Genomic DNA, 23,067 nt, shown 5'->3' on the forward strand with positions numbered 1-23,067 from the left:
GTTCAGGGCGCGGCGGTGTCGAGCGACCAGCGTGCGGCGGGTGCGAAGACACCGGCCGGGTCGTAGGTGGCCCGCGTCGCGAGCAGCCGACGTCGCTGCGCGGGCGTCCACGCCGCGGCGACGCGAGACGCGGGTGCGCCCCCGGGCCCTCCCGCGAAGTTGACCAGCGCGCCGCCGGTGCTCCACGGACTCATCGCGTCGACGACGGTCTCGAGCGCGCCCGGGACCGCGTCGGCGATGGGCGGGGCGAGCACACCGACGGTGAACAGCGAGTAGGCGGCATCGCGACCGCCCACCGCGTTCGACACCGCCGTCTCCGCGAGAGCGCCGCCCAGTGCCCGGATCTCGGCCAGCATGATCGGCAGGCCGGCCTCGGGTCCCGCGACAGCGAGCAGGGCGTCGATCGCGCCGTCCGGTAGTTCCCGCACCAGCGTCGAGCGCTCCATCGTCGGCATCGGGTCGGTGGGGTCGGCGTGGATCGATGCGATTGCCGGGAACATGATCTCGGTCACCGTGTCGAGGATCGGCTCGGCGATGGTGCGCATCGGGGCGAGCGATTCGAGTCCGTTCGCCTCGACTCCGGCGTGCGCGACGCGCACGTGCACGGCGGTGCGCCCGCGCAGCGGCTCCGGCAGGTCGGGCAGCGGCGGGAAATTGACGATCGCGACGGAACTCGACACCGAGTCCGAGGCCGCGGCGATCCAGTCCCGCCAGCGCCGCAGGACGACCGGTGCGTCGGCGATGTCGTAGAAGACGCCGCCGGCGTCGATCGTCTGGATCGGGAAGAGCCGGAAGGTCATTCGGGTGACGATGCCGAACGCGCCGCCACCGCCGAGCAACGCCCAGAACAGGTCCGGCTCCACGTCGGGGGAGACCCGCCGCAGACGTCCGTCGGCGGTGACGACCTCCATCGACAACACGTGGTCGGCCGCGAAGCCGTGGGTGCGGGCGATCGGGCCCAGGCCGCCGCCGAGCGTGTAGCCGACAACGCCGACCGTGGTGGACGATCCTGCGAGCGCGGCCAGGCCGTGCGGAGCGGCGGCGTCGAGCACCTGCTGCCAGCGGACGCCGGCTTCGACGGTCGCGGTGCGTCTGGTGCGGTCGATCATCACCCCGTCGAGCAGGGCGGTGTCGATCAGGATGCTGTCCTCGGGTGCGGGGGCGGCGCCGTGCCCGGTCGCCTGGACGGCGATGGTCAGCCCGAGTTCGCCGGCGATCCGCACGGTGGCGGCGATGTCGGCGGCGTTGGAGGCGACCACGACGGCGGCGCTGCGGTGCACCGTCGCCGCGTTGAATCCGGCGGCGGAGAGGCGGTAGCCGTCGTCCCCGGGGCCGTACACGGCGCCCGCGACGGCGTTGCCGAGTCGTTCGGCGAGGGACGCACCCGACAATGCGGTGTTCGGCGGGTTCGACATCGAATCTCCTCGGGTCGGGTATTCGTTCCGATCCAGGAGACACGCGGACGCTTACCGTTCGCTTAACGCCTGCTCATGTTCCCCGGTGAGACGCCGTCCGCGCTCGCACAGGTACCAGACCAGGGCGTTGACCTCCGCCCGTGTCAGGGCGGCCCCACGCGCGTGGTGCGCGGCGAACTCGGCGGCGTCGAGCGCGTCCCGCACCGTCGCAGCGTCGCGTGGCCCGTCGACCGGGTCCATGAGTTCGGGCAGGAAGCCGATTCGGGAGCCCTGCGCGTGCACCGCGCCCAGCAGGGCGGCGCCGTCGGTGGGGAAGCCGAGGCGGACGGCGAGCGTGGAGATGCTGTGGACCAGTACCAGCCACGACGTCACGTCGCCCTCGGAGTCGAGCACGGTGTGCATGAGACGGGTGGCGTCGAGGGCCGCGACGACGTCGTCGAGGTCCATCGCGGCACGGAAGAGGGTCCACGACGCCGACCCCACCGCCCAGCCGTGTCCACACCGTTCGGCAACCGCGACGGCTTCCTCGAGGACGGACCGGGCCCCGGCGGAGTCCCCGTGGAATCGCAGGATCATCCCCTGGATCATGAGCGCCTCGGCGACCTGCCACGGCGCACCGCTCGAGCGCAGTCGGTCGACACAGGCGAGCGCCTCGCGGGGCCGATCCGCCGTCAGGTCGGTGAGCGTGCGGAAGTACGTGGCCCAGGAGCGCATCCAGTCGGCGTCGGTGCCGCCGCCGATCCGGTCGGACAGTTCGGCCGCACGGGTCGCCGCGTCGGCGGCGCCGACGGGATCTCCGGTGAGGTAGGTCAACCCGCCCAGGCCCGTGTACGCGGCCGACAGCACGCGGTCGTCGACGGTGATCGGGTCTCGATCCACGGCGGCGAGGGCGCGGTGCAGCCACCCGAGGCCCTCGCGCAGGTGGCCCTTCCGGTACCAAAACCAGTACAGGGCGCCCGCGAGTTCCAGCACGTATCCCGGATCGCTTTGTGTAAGAGCGGATTCTGCTGCGGCCCGGTGCTCGGCGACGTCCGCGGTGAGGTCCGCGAGGGCGTGTACCGCGTAGGCGTCCCGGAGATGCCCGGCGGTGGCGCTCGCGCGAGCCAGGACGAACCGGCGGTGTGCACCCTCGGCCCGTCGGCGCTCGGCGTCCGGCATGTGGTCGAGGGCGAACTGCCGGACGGTCTGCAGCAGGCGGTAGCGGCGCGGTGACGACGACGACTCGACGCGCAGAAGCGAGCGTCGGACCAGTGCCGTGAGCGGCTCGAGCGATGCGAGCGCAGACCGGCTCTCGGTGACGGCGGCCGCTCCGTCGATGTCGAAGGATCCGGCGAACACCGCGATCTGACGCAGCGTCCGCGCCTCGTCGTCGTCGAGCAGCCGGTAGCTCCAGTCGATGGTGTCGACCAGTCGACGTTGCCGCTCGGGCGCCGTCCGGGGGCCGCCCTGCAGCAGTGCGAACCGGTCGGCGAGGCCGTCCGCGATCTGCTGCTCGGAGAGCATCCGCAGTTGCGCCGCAGCCAGTTCGACGCCGAGGGGGATGCCGTCGAGCTCGAGGCAGATACGTCGCACGGTCTCGTCGTCGTGCTCACCGAGCGTCCACCCGGGGACCACACCCGCGGCGCGGTCGGCGAACAGCTCGATCGCCGTCTCCACGTCCAGCGGGTCGACGTCGTAGACGAACTCGCCCTCGATTCCCAGCGGCTCCCGGCTCGTCGCGAGGATCCGTACGTACGGGCACCGGTCGAGGATCGCCGCCACGACCTCCGCACACGCGTCGATCACGTGCTCGCAGTTGTCCATCACGATGGTGTACTCGCGTTCGGCGAGTGCACGCGCCAGATGGTCGACCGTCCCCGGTCCGCTCAACTGCAGCGTCGTCGCGATGGTCGGACACACGAGGGCCTCCGACTGCACCGCCGCGAGATCGACTAGCCACACTCCGTCCGTCACGGCGGACCGGCGGCAGACCTCCACGGCGAGGCGGGTCTTGCCGACGCCGCCCGGTCCGACGAGCGTCGTCAGGGCGCTCCTGGTCAGTGCCCGGCCGATGTCGCCGAGCTCCTGCACCCGGCCCACGAGCAGTGTGCGCGGGGTCGCGAGATTCGATGACACGGGACGGGCGGACGGCGAGGGCACCGTCCCGACGAGCCGGGCGTCGTCCTGACGCAGGACGGCCGTTTCCAGCTCGCGCAGGCGGACGCCGGGCGCGATGCCGAGTTCGGCGTCGAGGATCGTGCGCACCCGACGCAGCGCCGCCAGCGCATCGGACTGCCGCCCGGCGCGGTAGAGGGCCAGCACCCGCAACTCCCAGGCCTGCTCGTCGAGCGGATGGGTGACGGTGATCTCGCCGGCGGCCTCGGCGGCTGTATCGAGGTCGCCGCAGTCGATCCGAATCCGTATGAGCGCCTTGCGGGTACGCAGCTCCAGTGCCTCGAGCCGCGTGACCTCGGACTGCACGAAGGCGTTGTCGGCGATGTCCGCGAACGGTGCGCCCTTCCACAGGGAGAGGGCCGACTCGTACGCGTCCGCGGACGCCTCGTCGGAACCGTCGTCGCGCAGTCGATCTCCACGCGTCACCAGGTCGGCGAACCGCACCGTGTCGATCTGGTCGGGGTGTACATCGAGCCGGTAACGCGTGCCGGTCCGCGTGACGGCGCCCTCCGAGCCACGAGCGCGGCCGGGGTCGAGCTTGTCGCGCAGTTTCGAGATCGCGACGTGCAGCGAACCGGGCCTGGGGTCGGAACTGTCGTGCCACACCTGTTCCAGGAGTCGTTCGGCGGACACCTCGTACGGATAGGCCGTCACCAGCGCCGCGAGCAGGGTCCGCTGACGGGCGCCGCCGAGGTTGACCGGGCGCCCCGCGATCGCGGCGGCGACTCCGCCCAGCATCTCCAGCTCGAGATCCGACGAGGACATCGGTGGCTTCCACCCTTCCGTGTTCGGGCAACAGGCCGAACGGGTGGATTCTATGGAAGGTCGGGGTGCCCGAGTGGCGGTTCGGTGGGCACACCCTCTCGATCCCCGGCCCGCGCCAGGAACCGTACGAGGTCAGGACCGCGCGGTGAACTCCTAGGATTGATGCCAAGCACTCGCGTAGGGGAGAACCGGTGGCTGCAGAGGGTTGGGAATTCTGGGTTGACCGCGGGGGCACGTTCACCGACATCGTCGGCCGTCGTCCGGACGGCTCTCTGGTCACTCACAAGTTGCTGTCCGAGAATCCGGCCCGGTACTCCGACGCGGCCGTGGCCGGTATACGAGCGCTCCTCGGCATCTCGACGAACGATGCGGTCACCGCCGACCAGGTCGAGCAGGTGCGGATGGGCACTACGGTGGCTACCAACGCCCTGCTCGAACGCGCCGGAGCGCGCACGGCCCTGGTCATCACGAAGGGATTCGGTGACGCACTACGCATCGGCTATCAGAATCGGCCACGGATCTTCGACCGGCACATCGTCTTGCCGGAACTGCTGTACGAGCGGGTGATCGAGGTCGACGAGCGGATCGCGGCCGATGGCACCGTTCTGCGTGAACCCGATCTGCACCGGCTGTCCGGCGACCTGCAACGAGCGCACGACGACGGCATCGACGCCCTCGCGGTCGTGTGCATGCACAGCCATCTGTACCCGGCGCACGAGACGGCGGTCGGCGAGCTGGCGCGGGGGGTCGGGTTCTCTCAGATCTCTCTGTCGAGTGTGGCGAGCCCGCTGATGAAGCTGGTACCGCGGGGGGACACGGCCGTCGTGGACGCCTACCTTTCTCCCGTGTTGCGGCGCTACGTCGACCGGGTGGCGCAGCAGCTGCCGGGCGTGCGGCTGATGTTCATGCAGTCCAACGGCGGGCTCGCCGAGGCGGGGCACTTCCGGGGCAAGGACGCGATTCTGTCAGGCCCGGCCGGGGGCATTGTCGGCATGGTGAGGATGTCGCAGCTGGCGGGCTTCGACAAGGTGATCGGCTTCGACATGGGCGGCACGTCCACCGACGTGTCGCACTTCGCGGGTGAGTTCGAGCGGGTGTTCGACACCCAGGTGGCCGGGGTCCGGTTGCGGGCACCGATGCTCGACATCCACACCGTCGCCGCCGGTGGTGGGTCGATCCTCCACTTCGACAGCGGCCGATACCGGGTGGGTCCGGACTCGGCCGGCGCCGACCCCGGACCCGCCTGTTACCGCGGCGGCGGACCGCTGGCCGTCACGGACGCCAATGTGATGCTCGGCCGTATCCAGCCCGAACATTTCCCTCATGTATTCGGCCCGGACAACGATCAGCCGCTCGACCGCGACATCGTGCGGCGCCGTTTTGCCGAGTTGGCCGCCGAGATCCGCACGGCGACCGGGGACGACCGCTCGCCGGAGCAGGTGGCCGAGGGCTTCCTGCGCATCGCGGTGGCGAACATGGCCAATGCGGTCAAACACATCTCGGTGCAGAAGGGACACGACATCACCGGGTACGTGCTGACCACCTTCGGCGGTGCCGGCGGCCAGCACGCCTGCGCGGTGGCCGGTTCGCTCGGCATTCACACGGTGCTGGTCCCGCCGATGGCCGGTGTCCTGTCGGCACTCGGCATGGGACTTGCCGACACCACCGTCATGCGCGAGCAATCGGTGGTCACCACACTCGAACCGGACGCGATGCCGAGGCTGGGCGAGGTGGCGGAAACCCTGGAATCACGTGCCAGCGAAGAACTGCTCGACGAGGGCGTCCCGCCCGAGCGGATCCGAATGACCCGTCGTGCGCATCTGCGGTACGACGGCACGGACACGACGGTGCCGGTCACACTGACCGATCTCGAAACCATGGTCGCGGAGTTCGAGAGGATTCACCTCAGGACGTACTCGTTCCTGATGGACCGTCCGCTGATCGTCGACGCGGTCGCCGTCGAGGCGACCGGCCTGACCAGTCAGCCGGACCTGTCCGGCGTCGGTGCGCCGGCGGACAACGCACACGTGGAGGTACTCGATACCGTGCGGATGTACGACCGGGGATCCTGGTGCGACGCACCACTGTACGAGCGGGAGCGGATGCGGCCCGGGGACGCGGTGAATGGTCCGGCCATCCTGGCCGAGGCCAACTCGACCACCGTGGTGGACCACGGCTGGCGGGGCACTCTCACGGCATCCGGCCACCTCCTGCTCGAGCGGGTCATCGACCCCGGCGAAGCGAAGGTCGGCACCCACGCCGACCCGGTCATGCTGGAGATCTTCAACAACCTGTTCATGTCGATCGCCGAACAGATGGGTGCCGCTCTGGAGTCGACCGCGCAATCGGTCAATATCAAGGAGCGGCTCGACTTCTCGTGCGCATTGTTCGATCCGGACGGCAACCTCATCGCCAACGCCCCGCACATTCCAGTCCACCTCGGCTCGATGGGCAGCAGCGTCAAGGAGGTCATCGGTCGCTGCGCCGGACAGATACGGCGAGGCGACGTCTACGCCGTCAACGACCCCTACCACGGTGGCACACACCTCCCCGACATCACCGTCATCACACCCGTCTTCGACGACGCAGGCGCGCAGATCCTCTTCTACGTCGCCTCTCGCGGCCACCACGCGGAGATCGGTGGACTCACTCCGGGTTCGATGCCCGCCACGAGTCGCACGATCGATGAGGAAGGCGTGCTGTTCGACAACTGGCTGCTCACCCACGACGGCCGCCTCCGCGAGGCCGAGACGCTGCACTTGCTGACGAGCGCGCCGTACCCGTCACGGAATCCGGACACCAATCTCGCTGATCTGCGCGCACAGATCGCCGCCAACGCCAAGGGAGTCGAGGAGGTCGCGAAGATGATCGACCACTTCGGCCTCGACGTCGTCCAGGCCTACATGCGGCACGTGCAGGACAACGCCGAGGAGTCCGTCCGTCTGGTAATCGACAGCCTCGACGAGGGATCGTATCGGTACGAAACCGACTCCGGCGCGGTGATCGCTGTGCGTGTGGCCGTGGATCGGCAGCAACGCTCGGCGACAATCGACTTCACCGGAACCTCGCCGCAACTCGACTCGAACTTCAATGCGCCCTCGTCCGTCGTGAGAGCCGCCGTCTTGTATGTGTTCCGGACCCTCGTCGCAGACGACATCCCACTCAACGACGGGTGCCTGCGGCCACTGCGGATCATCATCCCCGAGGGGTCGATGCTCTCTCCGAGTCATCCGGCTGCGGTCGTCGCCGGCAACGTGGAGACCTCGCAAGCGGTGACCGGTGCGCTCTACGGTGCCCTCGGCGTGCAGGCCGAGGGATCCGGGACGATGAACAACGTCACGTTCGGAAACGAAAGGCACCAGTACTACGAAACCCTCGGCTCAGGGTCCGGCGCGGGCGACGGATTCGACGGGGCATCGGTGGTGCAGACGCACATGACGAACTCCAGGTTGACCGATCCGGAAGTGCTCGAATGGCGCCTTCCCGTTGTCCTGGAGGACTTCTCGATCCGACGCGGCAGCGGCGGGGACGGACGCTGGCGCGGCGGCGACGGAGCCGTCCGCCGACTACGGTTTCAGGAACCGATGACGGTGAGCACCCTGTCCGGGCATCGGCGGGTACCGCCGTACGGAATGGCCGGCGGGTCCCCCGGCGGGCTCGGCAGCAACCGTGTCGAGCGCGCCGACGGCACAGCCCTCCACATGGAGGCCTGCGACTCGGTCGACGTGCAGCCCGGTGACGTACTCGTCGTCGAGACGCCGGGCGGCGGCGGGTACGGCTCCCCGTCGTCGCACTGACGCGCACCCGGTGCCCTGCTGGACCTGCCCAGGTGTGACTCGCAGCGATGAGTGACGGGGGTTTCGGCGACGAAATAACAAGCAAGCATGCTTGCTTTCTTTGGTGGCGGATGCAATGCTGGCCCCGGCCCGGTCGAAACGTGATCTACCTCACGCCCCGTTGTGGTCGTGGAGCCGTCCGGGTTGCTGTGTTTCGCTTCGGTCCGCTTTTGCAGAAGGAAGGTCAGCGCTTGTGAAATCCGATCTGTCCGGTGTTGATTCGCTGGAGGTGAATCTCGCCACCCGTGTGAGCGTGGGGGACGCGTTGACGCGAGTCGCGCGCGTGTTCGGAAACCGCGAAGCCATTGTCGACCGCGGCACGCCGATCACGTACGCCCGACTCGACGACGCGGCAGAGTCCTTGGGGCATGCCCTTCTCGATGCCGGCATCGAGCGGCAGCAGCCGGTGGCGATGCTCATGTTCGACGGGTGGAAACTGCTCGCCACCTACTTCGCCTGCGCCAAGTCGGGCCTCGTCGCGATGCCGGTGAACATCGTGCTCACCGCCGCGGACATCGAGTGGATTCTGCGTGACTCGGGCGCCGCCGTCGTGGTTGCGGAGGCACCCTTCGTGCCCCTGCTCGAAGCTGTTCTGCCCAAGCTCGATTCGGTGAAGACGGTGATTGTCGTCGACGCAGATCCGGGAGAGATCGCGGGCCGGCCCGTCGAGAGATGGGAGGCGCTGGCCTCCCGGGCGCCGAACGGGCGCGTCGAGGTCGCCGTCGACGATCGGGACTGCGTCCAGTGCCTGTACACGTCCGGTACCACGTCCATGCCGAAAGGTGTTCTCACCAGCCATGTCTCGGTGATGATCGGCGGTCTGACGAATGCTCTCCTGCAGGGAGGTTCGTGGGGTGCGGAGCCGGCGACGCTGCTGAACGTGCTGCCGCTCTTCCACACCACCGGACTCAATGCGCTCGTCCTGCCGACCCTCATGACCGGTGGCCGGGTGGTGCTGCCCGGACGCTTCGATCCCGTGGAGATGCTCGACGCGATCGAACGCCACGGGGTCACCCACGCGATGCTGCTGCCGATCATGTGGAAGGCCCTCGTCGACGTCAACGAGCACGCGCCGCGGGAACTCGGATCGGTCCGGCTGTGCATCTACGCGATGGCGCAGATGCCCGCGGACGTGTTGGACCGCGTCGACGCCACGTTCCCCAACGCCGCAGTGGTGCTCGGATCCGGGCAGACCGAGGTGGTGCCGGCGACGGTGCTGCAGTGGCCCGAGCACCGCCACACCAAGCCCGGCTCGTGGGGACCGCCGGTCCCCACCGTCGAGGTCGCGATCATGGACCCCGACGGGGCCCTGCTGCCGCCGGGCGAGACCGGGGAGATCGTCTACCGTGGTCCGCACGTGTGCAGCGGCTACTGGAACAACGCCGACGCGAACGCGAAGGCGTTCGCGCACGGGTGGTTTCACAGCGGCGACATCGGCCACGTCGACGACGAAGGCGTCGTCTGGTTCACGGACCGGCTCAAGGACATCATCAAGACCGGTGGCGAGAACGTCTCGTCGATCGAGGTCGAGCGTGTGGTGGCGAACGTCCCTGGGGTGCTCGAGTGTTCGGTGATCGGAGTGCCGGACGAGCGGTGGGGCGAGGCCGTGTGCGTCGCGGTCGTGCCGGCGCCGGATGCGGGCGAGGGACTGGAGGACAGGATCATCGACCATGCCCGGGCAACCCTGGCGGGCTTCCGGGTTCCCAAGCGGGTGGTCCTGCTCGACGCCCTGCCCAAGACCGCGACCGGTAAGACCCGCAAGCACGAACTGCGGGCCGCGGTGCAGTCTCGGGTGTGACTGTCAGACCGCGACGAACCGGACCGCTCCCCCCGGCTGCAACAGTGCCGGGGGACTGCGGTCCAGGTTCCACATGCGTTCGGTGGCGGTGCCGATCAACTGCCATCCACCGGGCGAGGTGCGGGGGTAGATCCCCGAGAACTCGCCCGCCAGCCCGACGGCGCCGACCGGGACGCTTGTGCGGGGCGACGAGCGGCGGGGAACGTGTAGGCCGGTGTCCCCGCCGACGAGGTAGCCGAACCCGGGGCTGAATCCGACGAACGCCACCGTCCACGTCCGGTCGGTGTGGGCGGAGATCACGCCGTCCACGCCGAGTCCCGTGAGCTCGGCGACCTCGGTCAGGTCGGGTCCGTCGTATCGGACCGGGATCTCGACGGGATCGAGCGCGGACGGCGCGTCGGCGGCCAGCGGTGCGGTCGAGCGCACCCATGCCGCGATCCGGTCCGGGCGGGTGCCACCGAACCGCACGAGGATCGTGCGGGCCGCGGGTACGAGGTCGGTGACGGCTGGGTGCCGGTTCGACGCGAGTCCGCGGTAGTGGGCGAGTGTGGTGTCGAGGCCGTCGAACTCGAGCAGGAGTGCCCGGTCGCCCATGTCGAGGATGCGCATCACACGAACGGTTTCACGTGGATCTTCTCGGCGTCGAGGAGCTTGCGGATGGCCGCGGCCATCTCGACGGCGGCGGGGGTGTCCCCGTGGACGCAGATCGTTTCGGCCGGCACTGCGATCCGGGTGCCGTCGATCGCCTCGATAGTCCCGGTGGTGACGAGTTGCAGCACGCGTGAAGCGACGGTGTCGGGGTCGTGCACGATCGCGCCGGGCTCGGTGCGCGGGACCAGCGCGCCCTCCGGGGTGTAGGCGCGGTCGGCGAACGCCTCGGCGACGGTGCGCAATCCGGCCGCCGCGGCCTCCTCGAGGAAGACCGATCCGGGGAGGCCGAGCACCGGCAGCGACGGGTTCACCGCCCGCACGGCCGCGACCACGGCGCGGGCCTGGTCGCGGTGGTGGACGATCGCGTTGTACAGCGCGCCGTGCGGCTTGATGTACGTGACGGACGATCCGGCGGTGCGGGCCAACGCGTCGAGCGCGCCGATCTGATAGATCACGTCGGCGGTCAGGTCCGCCCGCGCCACGTCGATGAACCGGCGCCCGAACCCGGCGAGGTCGCGGTACCCGACCTGGGCGCCGATCCGCACGCTCCGCTCCGCCGCGTCGTGGCACGTGCGTAGCAGGGTGGACGGGTCACCGGCGTGGAATCCGCCCGCGACGTTGGCGCTCGTCACGAGGTCGAGCATCGCCGCGTCGTCGCCGAGGGTCCATGCGCCGAAGCTCTCGCCGAGGTCGCTGTTGAGATCGATCACCGCCACGGTGGCGATCCTAGGCCGCCGGGTCAGTCGGCGACCTGCTGGTACTCGCGTTCGGCCGAGGCGACGACGTCGGCCGGGCTGCGGATCGCGCCGGGGACATACGTGACTGCACGCAGATCGCCGTCGTACCGGAACACACCCCGCCGCTGCCGCAGATCCCACGACACCGGTCCGCGGGCGTCCACCCCGACGGAGATGCCGGTCCAGGGCGCCATCCCGATCAGCTGGATCCGGCCGGGTAGTTCGCCGGTGGTCGTGCCGTCGACGGTGACGGTGAAGTCCCAGCGGAGCGAGGGCACCACGGTCGCCGCGAGGCCCAACCTGCGGGCACCGGGGGCAACCGGGCCCGCATCGACCTCGGCGTAGTCGCCGAACGCGTTGTAGCCGAACACGAGTCGATCGTTCTCCACATAGAGCAGATAGCCGCCCTGCAGGTCGCCGTGCGCCACCAGGACGCCCTCGTCACCCGGGCGGAAAGCTCCCAGTTCGACGTCGATCACGAAGTCGCGGAAGGCGACGAGCCGCGACGAGCGGTAGCGCTCGAGCATCGGCGTGCCCGCGAGGATGCGGACCGGTCGGGTGTAGCGAGCCTCCTCCGGCCGCCGCACCGCACCCACTGCGTGGCCCAGCAACGGGAACACGGTGTTCGACCAGGCGGCGTCGTCCCAGGCCTGCGCCAGTTCGGTCACCTTGTCCGGGAACCGGCCGGCCAAGTCGTGCAGTTCGGTGGGGTCGCATCGGACGTCGAAGAGTTGCCAACGCGGATCGTCGAGGTTGGCGCCGCGGTCGAGCAGGGTCGGATTCAGCGCCAACAGCTTCCAGCCGTCACGGTAGTACCCACGGTTGCCCGTCATCTCGGTGTACTGCTCGGTGTGTGCGGAACGTGCGTCCGGATCGCGCAGCACGTCGGCCACGGACACTCCGTCGAACGTCTTGGCCGGCAGTCCCTTCCGGTATGCCGGTCGCCGCGTTCCGGTCAGTTCGAGCAGCGTCGGGGCGAGGTCGGTGACGTATGCGAACTCGGTCCGTATCCCGCCGTCGGATCCGTCGCGCCGCAGCCCCGCCGGCCACGACACGAGCAGCGGCACACGCACCCCACCCGCGTACGACTGACCCTTGAAGAAGCGGAAGGGGGTGTTCGACGCCTGCGCCCAGCCACGCGGATAGTGGACGCCCAGGCGTGCGGTGCCGATCAACTCGGGATCGTGCGGGACGTCGCCCACCCAGTCCGGATCGTGCACGTGGGCGAACTCGGCGAAGTAGCTCCGCGTCCCCTCGGGTCCGCCTTCCGCGGTGCCGCCGTTGTCGGAGGTGAACACGATGATCGTGTTGTCGCGTTCGCCGAGTTCGTCGAGGGTGGCGAGAATCCGGCCGACGGACTGGTCCACGGAATCGACCATGGCCGCGTACACCTCCATGTAGCGCGCGTACCGATCCTGCTGCTCCGTGGTGAGCGCGTCCCACGCCGGCACGTCGAAGCCGTCGAGGGTGTTGCGGGCGTCCTCGGTGCCGGGCGGGAACAGTCCCTGCGCCAACTGGGCGGCGAACCGGGATTCGCGCATCCGGTCCCAGCCCTGTTCGTACCGTCCGCGGTACTTGTCGAGATCGGCTTCCTTGGCCTGTAGCGGCCCGTGCATCGCGACGTGCGCGAAGTAGAGGAAGAACGGCTTGTCGGCGTCGTGTGCGCGCAGGTCCTTGATGAACGAAACGGCCTTGTCGGTCAGCTCGTCGGTCAAGTAGTAGTCGTCGGGATATGCGTCGACATCCACCACGGAGTTGTCGGAGATCAACTGGTTCGGGTGGAAGAAGGAGTTCAGGCCCTCGAGCGAACCGTAGTACCGGTCGAAGCCGCGCTGGGTCGGCCACGAGTCCCGGGAGCGTCCGGGGCTCATGTTCGCGTCCCGCACCAGATGCCACTTGCCGACCGCGTATGTCGCATAGCCCCCGTCCCGCAGGATCTCCGGGAGGGTCAGCACGTCGTCGGCGAGTTCGAGGCGCAGTCCCGGGTACCCGGGGTCGGCGTTGGCGACGAACCCGTACCCGGCGCGGTGCGGGTTGAGCCCGGTCAGCAGGGCCGCGCGGGACGGCGAGCACAACGGAGTCGTGTGGTAGTTCGTGAAGCGCACACCGTCGGCCGCGATGCGGTCCAGGTTGGGGGTGTCGATTTCGGATCCGAAGGGGCCGATGTCGGAGTAGCCCATGTCGTCGACCAGGACCACGACGACATTCGGTGCACCCGCACGGGCGGACGTGCTCGGTGGCCAGCTGGGCGCCGAATCCTCTGCGGTGCGGCCGATCCGGCCCTCGAATCTCTCGTAGCCCCGGGCGTGCGGTGGAATGGTCATGTCTCGCAAACCTTCTCTCTGCGGCGGCCTCGCTTCGTCCCATCGAAACATCCGGACGCCGGTTGCGCCCACGGTTGTGATCCGAGCGAGCAAAAGTCGGGCCAGGTCACGCCGACGTAGTCGGCGAAAAGGCCACGCAGACTGGGTTATCCACGCACGACGGGGTTGTGGAGTGCGCGTTCGGCGGTTAGCGTGCTCGCCATGTCCCGGAGCCGAATCATCACCCAGCACGTCACCTACGTGACGTTCGGCCTGGGTGCCCGGCTGCCGTTGGCTCGGGAGCTGTGTTGTCGCGGCTGTGCCGCGTGCGCTTCGGCGTGCATCCACGGCTGAGCCTCGCGCGCCCCCTCTCATCCTCGGCGGCAGCGAACCGGCCGTTCTCGACATCTGTCGTGCCGCCGTGTCTTCCTGCGTGGAAGCGGGCTCGTCGCGTTCGCTGCGCTCGGCGCAGTCGCTACCACCGGCTGCGCTTCGGCGGTGGCCGAACTCCGTTCCGGTGCAGCGGTGTCCGGTGCCGTCGTGGCACAGCGCGGCGGCACACTCCGGGTCGGGCTGGCCAACGATCTCGTGGCCGGCGGCATCCTGACCAGCTCCAACGACGCGATCGTCACCACCGTCGGGCTGGTGTACGAGACGTTGATCCGCTATCCCGACGACAGCCTCGAACCGCAGCCGTCGCTCGCGACGTCGTGGCGACTGTCCGACGACCGGCTTACTCTCGATCTCCGGCTGCGCGACGACGTCCACTTCCACTCCGGTCGTCGATTCACCTCTGGCGATGCGGAATTCGCGCTCCGAACCTACGCCGACCCGAAATGGACCGCGCAGCTCCGGAGCACCGCGGCCACGATCACCGGCTACGACACGACCGATCCGAACCGGCTGGTGCTGACGTTCGCCAGGCCGATCGGCAACGTCTTCGACCTGCTCGACATCGTCCCGATGATCGACCGGGAGACGGTCGGTGAACTGGCGACCGGAGACAAGTACATCGGTACCGGGCCCTTCGTGCTGGGTTCGCGAATCCCGAACTCGCAGATCGTGTTCGAACGCAACCCGAACTACTGGCGTCCCGATCGGCCGTACCTGGACCGGGTCGAGGCCGCGGTCATCACGGACTCGTCCGCCCTGCTGGCGAACGTCCGGTCGGGGCGAATCGACTACACCGGAGCGCTCGGCTACCGCGACGCGAACAACCTCACCCGGTTCGGCGGTTTCTCGGTGGTCGAGGAGGAGGGTGCGGAGGGGCAGTTCTATCTGGGCGTCAACGTCACGTCGCCGGCCCTGAGCGACGTCCGGGTCCGCAAGGCCATCGCCTGCGCGGTCGACCGGGAGCGGATCGTCGACGAGGTCTTCCGGGGGGCCGCCTATCCCGTCAATCTGCCGTGGCCTCGGCACTCACCCGCGTACGACGAGGCCCGCAACTCCACCTACACGCTCGATCCGGAACGGGCGCGGTCCCTGTTGGTCGAGGTCGGCGAGCTTCCGTCGATTCCCCTCACATACGCCGCGGGCAGTCCGACGAACGAGACCATCGCGCAGATCGTTCAGGCGGACCTGGCGGCCATCGGAATCACCGTGGATCTCGATCCGGTCGAGAACGCGGTGGCCGTCAAACAGTTGATCGCCGGTCAGTTCCCGGGCCTGTGGTTGCTCACCCACAGCTTCGCTCAGTACACCCCGTCCACGCTGACCGTGAGCGCCTATCCGTTCAATGCCCGCAAGAACGCGTCGAACTTCAGTGACGCCGGCTATCTCGCTGCCGCCGAGGCAGCCTGGCCGGTGTCGGGCGACGGACCCGAGGCGCTGGCCCGCTACCGCGCGATCAGCGACCAGTTGCTCGAGCACATGTTCCTCATCGAGTTGGCGGTGGTGGTCCCGCGCCTGGTCACGACGTCGAAGTTGCGTGGCTTCGGCTGGACACGGCGCACGGAACCGCAACTGGTGGACGCCTTCCTCGCCTGAACCGCTACCGCGAGATACCACGAGAGTTCAAGGATCCCAACATGTCCCGTTACCTCCTCAGTCGACTGCCATCGGTACTGGTGGTGCTGTTCCTGGCGTCGGTCACGATCTTCCTGTTGCTCCGCCTCGTCCCCGGGGATCCGGCCGTCACGCTGGCGGGGCCGGACGCCACGCCCGACGTGATCGCCGCGATCCGGCACGACCTCGGGCTCGACCGGTCGATTCCGGACCAGTACCTGTCCTGGATCGGGGGCGTCCTCACCTTCGATCTGGGCCGCTCGTACATGCTCGGCGGATCCATCTCCGGACTGATCGGCGACGCGCTCCTGAACACCGTGGTGCTGGCGGCATCCGCGTTGGTGTTCGCGGTACTGACCGCGCTGATCGTGAGTGTCGCTTCCGTGTTGTGGCCGCGGCGGTGGTTGACCGCGCTCGTCAACGGCGCCAACACGATTGCCGTCGCGCTCCCGACGTTCGTGACCGGCGTGCTGCTGGTTCTGGTGTTCGCGGTGCTGGTCCCGGTACTGCCGGCCGGTGGTGTGCCGCCCGAGGGCTTCTGGGCGCGCCCCGCCATCACCGCCCAGTATCTGCTGCTCCCGGCAGTGTGCCTGGGGTTGCCGGCCGCGGCGGCGTTGACGCGCTTTCTCTCCGAGGCGCTCCGCACCGAACTGCGGCGGCCGTACGCCGTCACCCAGGAGGCGCTCGGAATCTCGCGGTGGACGATCGTCACCCGCGGCGCCCTACGCGCGGCGCTGCCGCCCGTCGTGACGGTCCTGGGCATCCAGGCCGGATCGCTCCTCGGCGGCGCGGTGCTGGTCGAGGCCATCTTCGCCTGGCCCGGGGTGGGGCTGCTCATCGAGCAGGGCATCAGCCGCCGCGACTACCCGGTGGTGCAGGCACTGCTGCTGCTGTCGGTGACCGTGTTCGTGATCGTCCAGCTGGTCACCGACCTCGTCCACGCCTCTCTCGATCCCCGCGTCCGAATCGGAGCCCACGCATGAGCGCTGTCACGACGAACCCCGTCGTCCCCGACATCACCGCCGCCGAGGCCGGTGGCGCCCGGCACCGCCCCGTCCGCGACGCGCTGACGCGTGGGCAGGGTCTCGCCGGTGTCCTGCTGGTCGCGGCGATCGCGGTCCTCGGCCTCGCCGCCCCGCTGCTCGCACCGTTCGATCCGCTCGAGCAGATCCGGGGCGCCAACCTGCTCGGTCCGAGCACGACGCACTGGTTCGGAACCGACGAAGTCAACCGGGACGTGTTCAGCCGGGCGCTGTACGGCATCAGGGTCGATCTCGTCATCGTGTTCGCGTCGGTGTTCGTGGGCGCGGTGATCGGCACCGTGGTCGGGTTGGCCTCGTCGCTGCATCCCGTCGCCGATGCGATCGCGCAGCGTCTGTTCGACGTGATTCTCGCCTTCCCCACGCTGATCCTGGCGATCGCGCTGGCGGCGGTCGTCGGCCCCGGTGCACCCACGGTCGGCGTCGTCATCGTCGCCGCCGAGATCCCGGTCTTCGGTCGCCTGGTCCGGGCATCCGTGCTCGAGATCCGGGAGCAGCCCTACGTGGAGTCCGCACGAGTGATCGGTGCCGGGCGCTGGTGGATCCTGCGCACGCACATCCTGCCCAACTCGCTCGACACTCTCGCCGTCCAGATCGCGCTCTCCCTCTCGATCGCCGTGTTCATCGAGGGTGCAATGAGTTTCATCGGCATCGGGGTCCGTGCCCCGCAACCGTCCCTCGGTGCGATCATCTCGGGCTCGGTGCAGAACCTCGACGCCAACCCGATGTACGCGTTCGGCCCACTGCTCCTGGTGTCCGGCCTCGTGCTCGGCTTCCTGCTCGTCGCACAGGCCCTCGGCCGTGCCCGCCGCTGAAAGGAGAAGGGCGATGACTACATCGACAACACCGGAGACACCGGTACTCGCCGTCCACGACCTGGTCATCGGATTCGGTGCCGCGAACCCGGTGGTCGACCACGTCGACCTGACGGTGCATGCGGGCGAGATCGTGGCCCTCGTGGGTGAATCGGGATCGGGGAAGTCTCTCACCGCCCGCTCCGTCCTCGGTTTGCTTCCGGACGGTGCACACGCCCGCGGATCGGTGATCCTCACGGGGACACAGATCGTCGGCGCCGAGCCGGCGACACTGCGGTCGCTGCGCGGCACCGCCGCTGCCATGGTGTTCCAGGAACCGCAGACCGCGCTGAACCCGGTCCAGACGATCGGCACACAACTCGCCCTCGCGTTGCGGGCGCACGGCAAATTGTCGCGGGCCGAGGTCCGCGAACGCAGCATCGAGCTGCTCCGCCGGGTGGAGATCCCGGACCCCGAGGGCCGCCTCGACTGGTATCCGCACCAACTGTCGGGCGGACAGAAGCAGCGGGTGGTGATCGCGCTGGCGCTGTCGGGCCGGCCCGCGCTTCTCGTCGCCGACGAGCCGACGACGGCCCTGGACGTCACGGTGCAGGCCGAGATCCTGGCTCTGCTGCGCGGGCTGGGCCGGGAGACCGGTGCGGGCGTTCTGCTCATCACCCACAACATGGGTGTCGTCGCCGACGTCGCCGATCGGGTCGCCGTGATGCGGTCGGGACGGATCGTAGAGCAGGACGACGTGTTCGCGCTCTTCGCGGCGCCGACGCATCACTACACTCGGGACCTGCTCGCGGCGGTCCCGCGGCTGCCCGTCGTCCCCGAACCTCCGCGTCCGGTCGTCGAACCGGCGCAGTCTCGCGAATCGGTGCTCGTGCTCGAGGGCGTGTCGGTCGTCCATCCCGGACGGCGCGGGTCCCCGGAGTTCGCCGCTCTGTCGGACGTCCACCTGCACGTCGCTCCGGGCGAGGTCGTCGGGCTGGTCGGCGAATCCGGTTCCGGCAAGACGACTCTCGGCCGTACCGCCCTCGGCGTCGTGCGGCCCACCCGGGGGCGGATCGTGCTCGACGGCATCGATCTCACCGCCGCCTCGCGGCGCGAGGTGCGCCTGCTCCGCAAGGGCGTCGCCCTCGTGCACCAGGATCCCGGTGCGTCGCTCGACCCGCGCCGCTCGGTCGGGCAGTCCGTCGCCGAACCGCTGCAGGTGCACCGTGCCGCCTCGGGTGCCCTGCAGCGGGCAGCCGTCGGCGACCTGCTCGAATCCGTGCGTCTACCACGCAGTTTCGCCGAGCGGCGCCCGTCCGAGCTGTCCGGCGGTCAGCGTCAGCGGGTGGCGCTCGCTCGGGCCCTCGCGCTGGCCCCGCGGCTGCTGGTGGCCGACGAACCGACGAGCGCGCTGGACGTGTCGGTGCAGGCCGACGTGCTGGACCTGTTCCGGGACCTGCGCGAGCAGTACCGCTTTGCCTGCCTGTTCATCAGTCACGACCTGGCGGTCGTGCACGCCGTCGCGGACCGGGTGGCCGTGCTCCGCAGCGGGCGCGTCGTCGAAACGGGCCCGGTGGCAGCGGTCTTCGGTGCCCCGGTCGACGAGTACACCCGGCGTCTCGTCGGCGCCGTGCCGGTCCCCGATCCGGTACGCCGGCGCGGGGGGATCGCCGTCCCCGCCGCGACGTCCGTCGAACCGGCGTCGCTCACCGCCGCCGTCTGACCCCGAAACCGAGCCAGAACCCACCGAAAGGACATGAGAATGACCACAGCACTGCGCCCCGCCAACGCCGCCGAGGTCTACGCCGCCGGCGGGATCACCGTGACCAAGGTGGGCGAGCACATCGGTGCCGTCGTCGAGGGGGTGCGTCTGTCGGGCGATCTGTCGGCCCCGACCGCCGACGCGATCCGCTACGCGCTCGCCACCAACAAGGTGATCTTCTTCCGCGGTCAGGACCACCTCGACGACGCCGAGCAGTACGCCTTCGCGGGCACGCTGGGGAGCCCGACGACGACGCATCCGACACTGACGTCCGAGGACAACAGGACGCTCGTGATCGAGGGTGCCGCCAACAGTTGGCACACCGACGTCACGTTCATCGACCGCATCCCGAAGGCGTCGATCCTGCGTCCGGTGCAGATTCCCGCCTACGGCGGCGCGACGACGTGGGCCTCGACGACCGCGGCCTACGAGCAGTTGCCGCACGCGCTCCGGGCCCTCGTGGAGAACCTGTGGGCGGTGCACTCCAACGAGTACGACTACGCCGAGGTCGCGGCCGGGAACCGGGATCGGGCCGCGCTCGGAGGCCGGTTCGCGGAATTCACGCGGACCGTCTTCGAGACCGAGCATCCGGTGGTGCGGGTGCATCCCGAGACGGGGGAGAGGTCGCTGCTGCTTGGGCACTTCGTGAAGGAGTTCATCGGGCTCAAGCCGTCCGAGACCACGGCCCTGTTCCAGTTGCTCCAGGCCCGGATCACCAAGCTGGAGAACACGGTCCGCTGGAACTGGGTGCCGGGTGACCTGGCGATCTGGGACAACCGCAACACCCAGCACTACGGGATCGCCGACTTCGGGAACCAGGTGCGCAACATCCATCGCGTCACCCTCGCCGGTGACGTGCCGGTGGACGTGAACGGCAACCCCAGCCGGATCCGGGTGGGGGATGCGTCGCACTTCTCGGTGGTCGAGGCCACCCGCCGACTGCCGGGCTTCGAGACCGCCTGAGGGGAACACGGAGGGGTCGGCCGACAGGGAACTGTCGACCGACCCCTCCGGCGGGTCAGGCGTGGACGTGCCCCCCGGCCGGGGCGACGACGCGGCCCGCCGACCGGCGCCGGGCCGACCCGATGGCGCGGCACACCAGGTAGATCACGAACGAGATCGTGGTGACGAACGTCGACACCGGCACGCCCGGTGCGAGCGAGAGCAGGATGCCTCCGACGGCGGCGAGCTCGGCGAACACGACCGCGAGCACGGTCGCGCGCAGCGGGCTGGCGGTGACCTGCGCGGCCGCGGCGGCGGGGGTGATCAGCAGCGCCATCACGAGCAGCGCGCCGACGATCTGGACGCCCATCGCGGCGGTGATGCCGACCAGGACCGCGAACACGATCGACAGGCCCCGCACCGGGACACCGCGGGCGGCCGCCACCTCGGGATCGGTGCTCGCGAACAGCAGCGGGCGGTAGATCACCGCCAGCGTGCCGAGCACGACGACGGCGCACAGCAACAGCAGCGCCAGGCCCGAATTGCCGGGCGCGACGATCTGTCCCACCAGCAGCGAGAAGCTGGTGCCCGCGCGGCCGTCGTAGGCCCACAGGAACAGCACCGACAGGCCCAGGCCGAACGCCATGATCACGCCGATCACCGAATCGCGTTCGCGCGCCTTGGTGCCCAGCAGGCCGAACAGCACGGCCGCGACGACGGACCCGACGACGGCGCCGATCCCGACGCCGACTCCGATCAGCAGGGCCGCCGACGCACCCGTCAGCGACAGCTCCGACGTGCCGTGCACCGCGAACGACATCTGCCGGCTCACGATCAGCGGGCCGATCACGCCGGCAAGCAGTCCCAGGATCGCGCCGGCGACCAGGGCCTGCTGGACGAAGTCGTACTGCAGAAGGTCGGCGGTCGCGGAGACGTCGAGCAGGTGCGACATCGCCTCGGTGAACTTGTTGCTCATGCGTGGTCCTCGGTGTGGTGGACGCCCTCGCCGGGGCGCGGCCCGCCGCCGCTGCCGAGCGCGTCGATGGCGTCGCCGGTGCCGACGACGACGAGCCGGCCGCGCACGTGCAGCACCTCGACGTCGGTGCGGTACAGCTCGGACAGCACCTCGGAGGTCATGACCTCTTCGGGGGTGCCGATCTTGAACTGGCCGTCGACGAGGTAGAGCACCCGGTCGACGAGCGGCAGGATCGGGTTGATCTCGTGGGTGACGAACAGGACGGCGGTGTCGTGCTCGCGGCGACGCCGGTCGATCAGCTCCGAGACGCGGTGCTGGTTCGCGAGGTCGAGGCTGAGCAGCGGTTCGTCGCACAGCAGGACCTTGGGGTCGCCGACGAGGGCCTGCGCGATCCGTAGCCGCTGCTGCTCGCCGCCGGACATCGACCCGATCGGAGCGTCGGCGTAGGCCTGCGCACCGACCTGGGCGATGGCGGAATCGACGATCGCGCGCCGCTTGGCGCGGCCCAGCAGGCCGGTGCCCCAGCGGTGGCCGTCGACACCGAGTCCGACGAGGTCGCGCCCGCGCAGCGGGAGGCCGTCGTCGAGCGACTTCTGCTGCGGCACGTACCCGACGTGCGCGTTCCCGGCCTTCGCGGGCGTGCCGGCGATCCGCACGGTGCCCGACGTCGGCGCGAGTTGCCCGAGCAGCACCTTGAGCAGCGACGTCTTGCCCGACCCGTTGGGGCCGAGTACGGCGATGAACTCGCCCTGCTGCACGGCCAGGTTCAGGTTCGACCACAGCGTGCGGTCGCCGAAGGACAGCCGCGCGTCGTGCAGTTCGACGGCGGGCGGGGTGCCGGTGATGGTCGCGGTGCTCACGACGCGGAGTTCATCGCGTCGGCGAGCGACTGCGCCGTCCGGGTCTGCCACTGCACGAAGTCCATGCCCTCGGGCAGGGTCTCGGTGACCTCGACGACGGGGATGCCCGCGGCCTCCGCGGTCTCGCGGACGTTCCTGGTGACCTTGTCCTCGGTCTGCACGTTGTAGACCAGCACGCGGACCTTCCTGTCCGCGAACAGTTGCCGGGTCTCGGCGATCGACGCCGGTGACGGGTCGGTGCCGTTCTCGACGGCACCGACGAACGCCGGGGGCGTGAGGTCCTTCAGTGACGCGGCCTGGATCAGGTAGTGCGCGATCGGCTCGGTCTGCGCGATGGGGGCGTCGCGATGCGCGGCCGCGATCCCGGCCGTCGTCTCCGAGACCGTGCGCAGCTGGGTGCGGAACGCCTCGGCGTTGCGGACGTAGGTGTCGGCGCCGTCGGGGTCGAGCGTGCCGAGTTGCTCGGCGATCGCGTTGGCGGCCGCGTCGACGGTGGGCACGTCGTACCAGACGTGCTCGTTCACCGATCCATGATCGTGCCCGTCGTGGCCGCGGGGGTCGGCCGTGTCGGTGCCGGTCCCGGCGTGTGCCTCGTACAACTCGAACGCATCGACGGTGGGCTTGGCCCGAGTGGCGTCGCTGGAGTCCAGGACGTCCTCGACGAACTGGTCGTAGCCGCCGCCGTTGAGGATCACGAGCGACGCGTCGGTGATCTTCGCGGCGTCGGCGGGGCTCGCCTCGTACGAGTGCGGGTCGGCCGACGGCTCGGTGACGATCGAGGTCACCTCGAGGCGGTCGCCCGCGACGGCCTGCGCGACGCTGCCCCACACGTTGGTGGAGGCGACGACGCGGATCTGGCCGTCCGAGTCGGGAGAACTACCGCAGGCGGTCAGCGACACCGCGGCGATGGTCGCCCCGATGGCCGCGGCGGCCGCACGTAAAGCAGAGGACTCGCGGGACATGCGCACAACTCTCTCCTGGTCACGACTTCGATATCCGGGTGGGCCGAACCGGCCCTAAACGCTATTGG

Annotated in this window: 16 protein-coding genes; 8 read left to right on the plus strand and 8 right to left on the minus strand. The window is 69.6% G+C overall.

Features of this window, described 5'->3' with window-relative positions:
• Positions 1 to 2: 2 nt before the first annotated feature.
• Both ABTV10_RS03260 and ABTV10_RS03265 read right to left on the minus strand, forming a co-directional pair.
• Positions 3 to 1,415, minus strand: coding sequence for an FAD-binding oxidoreductase (locus ABTV10_RS03260; RefSeq protein ID WP_499032487.1), 1,413 nt, complete (start codon positions 1,413 to 1,415; stop codon positions 3 to 5).
• 51 nt (positions 1,416 to 1,466) lie between these two features.
• Positions 1,467 to 4,334, minus strand: coding sequence for an AfsR/SARP family transcriptional regulator (locus ABTV10_RS03265; protein WP_499032489.1), 2,868 nt, complete (start codon positions 4,332 to 4,334; stop codon positions 1,467 to 1,469).
• Between the two features lie 191 nt (positions 4,335 to 4,525).
• On the opposite strand from ABTV10_RS03265, the gene ABTV10_RS03270 reads away from it, so the two are divergent.
• Together ABTV10_RS03270 and ABTV10_RS03275 are read left to right on the plus strand one after the other, a co-directional pair.
• Entirely contained in the window at positions 4,526 to 8,131 is a 3,606-nt protein-coding gene (locus tag ABTV10_RS03270; protein ID WP_499032491.1) for a hydantoinase B/oxoprolinase family protein, read from the plus strand.
• A 232-nt stretch (positions 8,132 to 8,363) separates the two neighbouring features.
• Positions 8,364 to 9,968 (plus strand): class I adenylate-forming enzyme family protein, encoded by a 1,605-nt coding sequence (locus ABTV10_RS03275; RefSeq protein ID WP_499032493.1) that lies wholly within the window; start codon positions 8,364 to 8,366, stop codon positions 9,966 to 9,968.
• A 3-nt stretch (positions 9,969 to 9,971) separates the two neighbouring features.
• Here ABTV10_RS03275 and ABTV10_RS03280 read toward each other — a convergent pair whose 3' ends face one another.
• From ABTV10_RS03280 to ABTV10_RS03290, 3 genes are read right to left on the minus strand one after another with little or no spacing between them, the layout of a single operon-like run.
• Positions 9,972 to 10,577: a 5-oxoprolinase subunit B family protein gene (locus ABTV10_RS03280; protein WP_499032496.1), complete on the minus strand. Its 606-nt coding sequence runs from the start codon at positions 10,575 to 10,577 to the stop codon at positions 9,972 to 9,974.
• Positions 10,577 to 11,335 carry a LamB/YcsF family protein gene (locus ABTV10_RS03285; RefSeq protein WP_499032498.1) on the minus strand — a complete coding sequence of 253 codons (759 nt, stop codon included), beginning with the start codon at positions 11,333 to 11,335 and terminating at the stop codon, positions 10,577 to 10,579. The genes ABTV10_RS03280 and ABTV10_RS03285 overlap by 1 nt, the downstream gene beginning before the upstream one ends.
• A gap of 23 nt (positions 11,336 to 11,358) precedes the next feature.
• A complete protein-coding gene (locus ABTV10_RS03290) occupies positions 11,359 to 13,680 on the minus strand; it encodes an arylsulfatase (RefSeq protein WP_499032500.1) in 2,322 nt (773 codons plus the stop codon).
• A 201-nt stretch (positions 13,681 to 13,881) separates the two neighbouring features.
• Between ABTV10_RS03290 and ABTV10_RS03295 the strand changes: the two genes are divergently transcribed.
• The 6 genes from ABTV10_RS03295 to ABTV10_RS03320 all read left to right on the plus strand — a co-directional run bounded on the left by ABTV10_RS03295 (position 13,882) and on the right by ABTV10_RS03320 (position 20,222).
• Positions 13,882 to 14,013, plus strand: a complete 132-nt coding sequence (locus ABTV10_RS03295; RefSeq protein ID WP_499032503.1) for a hypothetical protein — start codon at positions 13,882 to 13,884, stop codon at positions 14,011 to 14,013.
• Between the two features lie 144 nt (positions 14,014 to 14,157).
• Positions 14,158 to 15,645, plus strand: coding sequence for an ABC transporter substrate-binding protein (locus ABTV10_RS03300; protein WP_499032505.1), 1,488 nt, complete (start codon positions 14,158 to 14,160; stop codon positions 15,643 to 15,645).
• 41 nt (positions 15,646 to 15,686) lie between these two features.
• Positions 15,687 to 16,646, plus strand: coding sequence for an ABC transporter permease (locus ABTV10_RS03305; protein WP_499032507.1), 960 nt, complete (start codon positions 15,687 to 15,689; stop codon positions 16,644 to 16,646).
• Positions 16,643 to 17,518, plus strand: coding sequence for an ABC transporter permease (locus ABTV10_RS03310; protein WP_499032510.1), 876 nt, complete (start codon positions 16,643 to 16,645; stop codon positions 17,516 to 17,518). The genes ABTV10_RS03305 and ABTV10_RS03310 overlap by 4 nt, the downstream gene beginning before the upstream one ends.
• 13 nt (positions 17,519 to 17,531) lie before the next feature.
• Positions 17,532 to 19,220: a dipeptide ABC transporter ATP-binding protein gene (locus ABTV10_RS03315; RefSeq protein ID WP_499032513.1), complete on the plus strand. Its 1,689-nt coding sequence runs from the start codon at positions 17,532 to 17,534 to the stop codon at positions 19,218 to 19,220.
• A 33-nt stretch (positions 19,221 to 19,253) separates the two neighbouring features.
• Positions 19,254 to 20,222 (plus strand): TauD/TfdA dioxygenase family protein, encoded by a 969-nt coding sequence (locus tag ABTV10_RS03320; RefSeq protein WP_499032516.1) that lies wholly within the window; start codon positions 19,254 to 19,256, stop codon positions 20,220 to 20,222.
• 55 nt (positions 20,223 to 20,277) lie between these two features.
• Here the strand turns inward: ABTV10_RS03320 and ABTV10_RS03325 are convergent, their stop codons facing one another.
• Genes ABTV10_RS03325 through ABTV10_RS03335 form a run of 3 tightly spaced genes read right to left on the minus strand, consistent with a single transcriptional unit; the run spans position 20,278 to position 22,999 of the window.
• Positions 20,278 to 21,177 (minus strand): metal ABC transporter permease, encoded by a 900-nt coding sequence (locus tag ABTV10_RS03325; protein ID WP_499032518.1) that lies wholly within the window; start codon positions 21,175 to 21,177, stop codon positions 20,278 to 20,280.
• The gene (locus ABTV10_RS03330) at positions 21,174 to 22,037 is read right to left on the minus strand and encodes a metal ABC transporter ATP-binding protein (RefSeq protein ID WP_499032521.1); all 864 of its coding nucleotides are present in this window, start codon (positions 22,035 to 22,037) and stop codon (positions 21,174 to 21,176) included. The genes ABTV10_RS03325 and ABTV10_RS03330 overlap by 4 nt, the downstream gene beginning before the upstream one ends.
• Positions 22,034 to 22,999, minus strand: a complete 966-nt coding sequence (locus ABTV10_RS03335) for a metal ABC transporter solute-binding protein, Zn/Mn family (RefSeq protein WP_499032523.1) — start codon at positions 22,997 to 22,999, stop codon at positions 22,034 to 22,036. The genes ABTV10_RS03330 and ABTV10_RS03335 overlap by 4 nt, the downstream gene beginning before the upstream one ends.
• Between the last annotated feature and the right edge of the window lie 68 nt (positions 23,000 to 23,067).

It is taken from the genome of Paraburkholderia sp. RHO2, from assembly GCF_050955445.1.
Lineage (GTDB): Bacteria > Actinomycetota > Actinomycetes > Mycobacteriales > Mycobacteriaceae > Prescottella > Prescottella agglutinans_A.

Bases quoted from the DNA above. Each gene is read 5' to 3' on its own strand.
- ABTV10_RS03260 (WP_499032487.1), bottom strand. From the start codon at position 1,415: ATGTCGAACCCGCCGAACACCGCATTGTCGGGTGCGTCCCTCGCCGAA.
- ABTV10_RS03265 (WP_499032489.1), bottom strand. From the start codon at position 4,334: ATGTCCTCGTCGGATCTCGAGCTGGAGATGCTGGGCGGAGTCGCCGCC.
- ABTV10_RS03280 (WP_499032496.1), bottom strand. From the start codon at position 10,577: ATGCGCATCCTCGACATGGGCGACCGGGCACTCCTGCTCGAGTTCGAC.
- ABTV10_RS03290 (WP_499032500.1), bottom strand. From the start codon at position 13,680: ATGACCATTCCACCGCACGCCCGGGGCTACGAGAGATTCGAGGGCCGG.
- ABTV10_RS03295 (WP_499032503.1), top strand. From the start codon at position 13,882: ATGTCCCGGAGCCGAATCATCACCCAGCACGTCACCTACGTGACGTTC.
- ABTV10_RS03305 (WP_499032507.1), top strand. From the start codon at position 15,687: ATGTCCCGTTACCTCCTCAGTCGACTGCCATCGGTACTGGTGGTGCTG.
- ABTV10_RS03310 (WP_499032510.1), top strand. From the start codon at position 16,643: ATGAGCGCTGTCACGACGAACCCCGTCGTCCCCGACATCACCGCCGCC.
- ABTV10_RS03315 (WP_499032513.1), top strand. From the start codon at position 17,532: ATGACTACATCGACAACACCGGAGACACCGGTACTCGCCGTCCACGAC.
- ABTV10_RS03320 (WP_499032516.1), top strand. From the start codon at position 19,254: ATGAGAATGACCACAGCACTGCGCCCCGCCAACGCCGCCGAGGTCTAC.
- ABTV10_RS03325 (WP_499032518.1), bottom strand. From the start codon at position 21,177: ATGAGCAACAAGTTCACCGAGGCGATGTCGCACCTGCTCGACGTCTCC.
- ABTV10_RS03335 (WP_499032523.1), bottom strand. From the start codon at position 22,999: ATGTCCCGCGAGTCCTCTGCTTTACGTGCGGCCGCCGCGGCCATCGGG.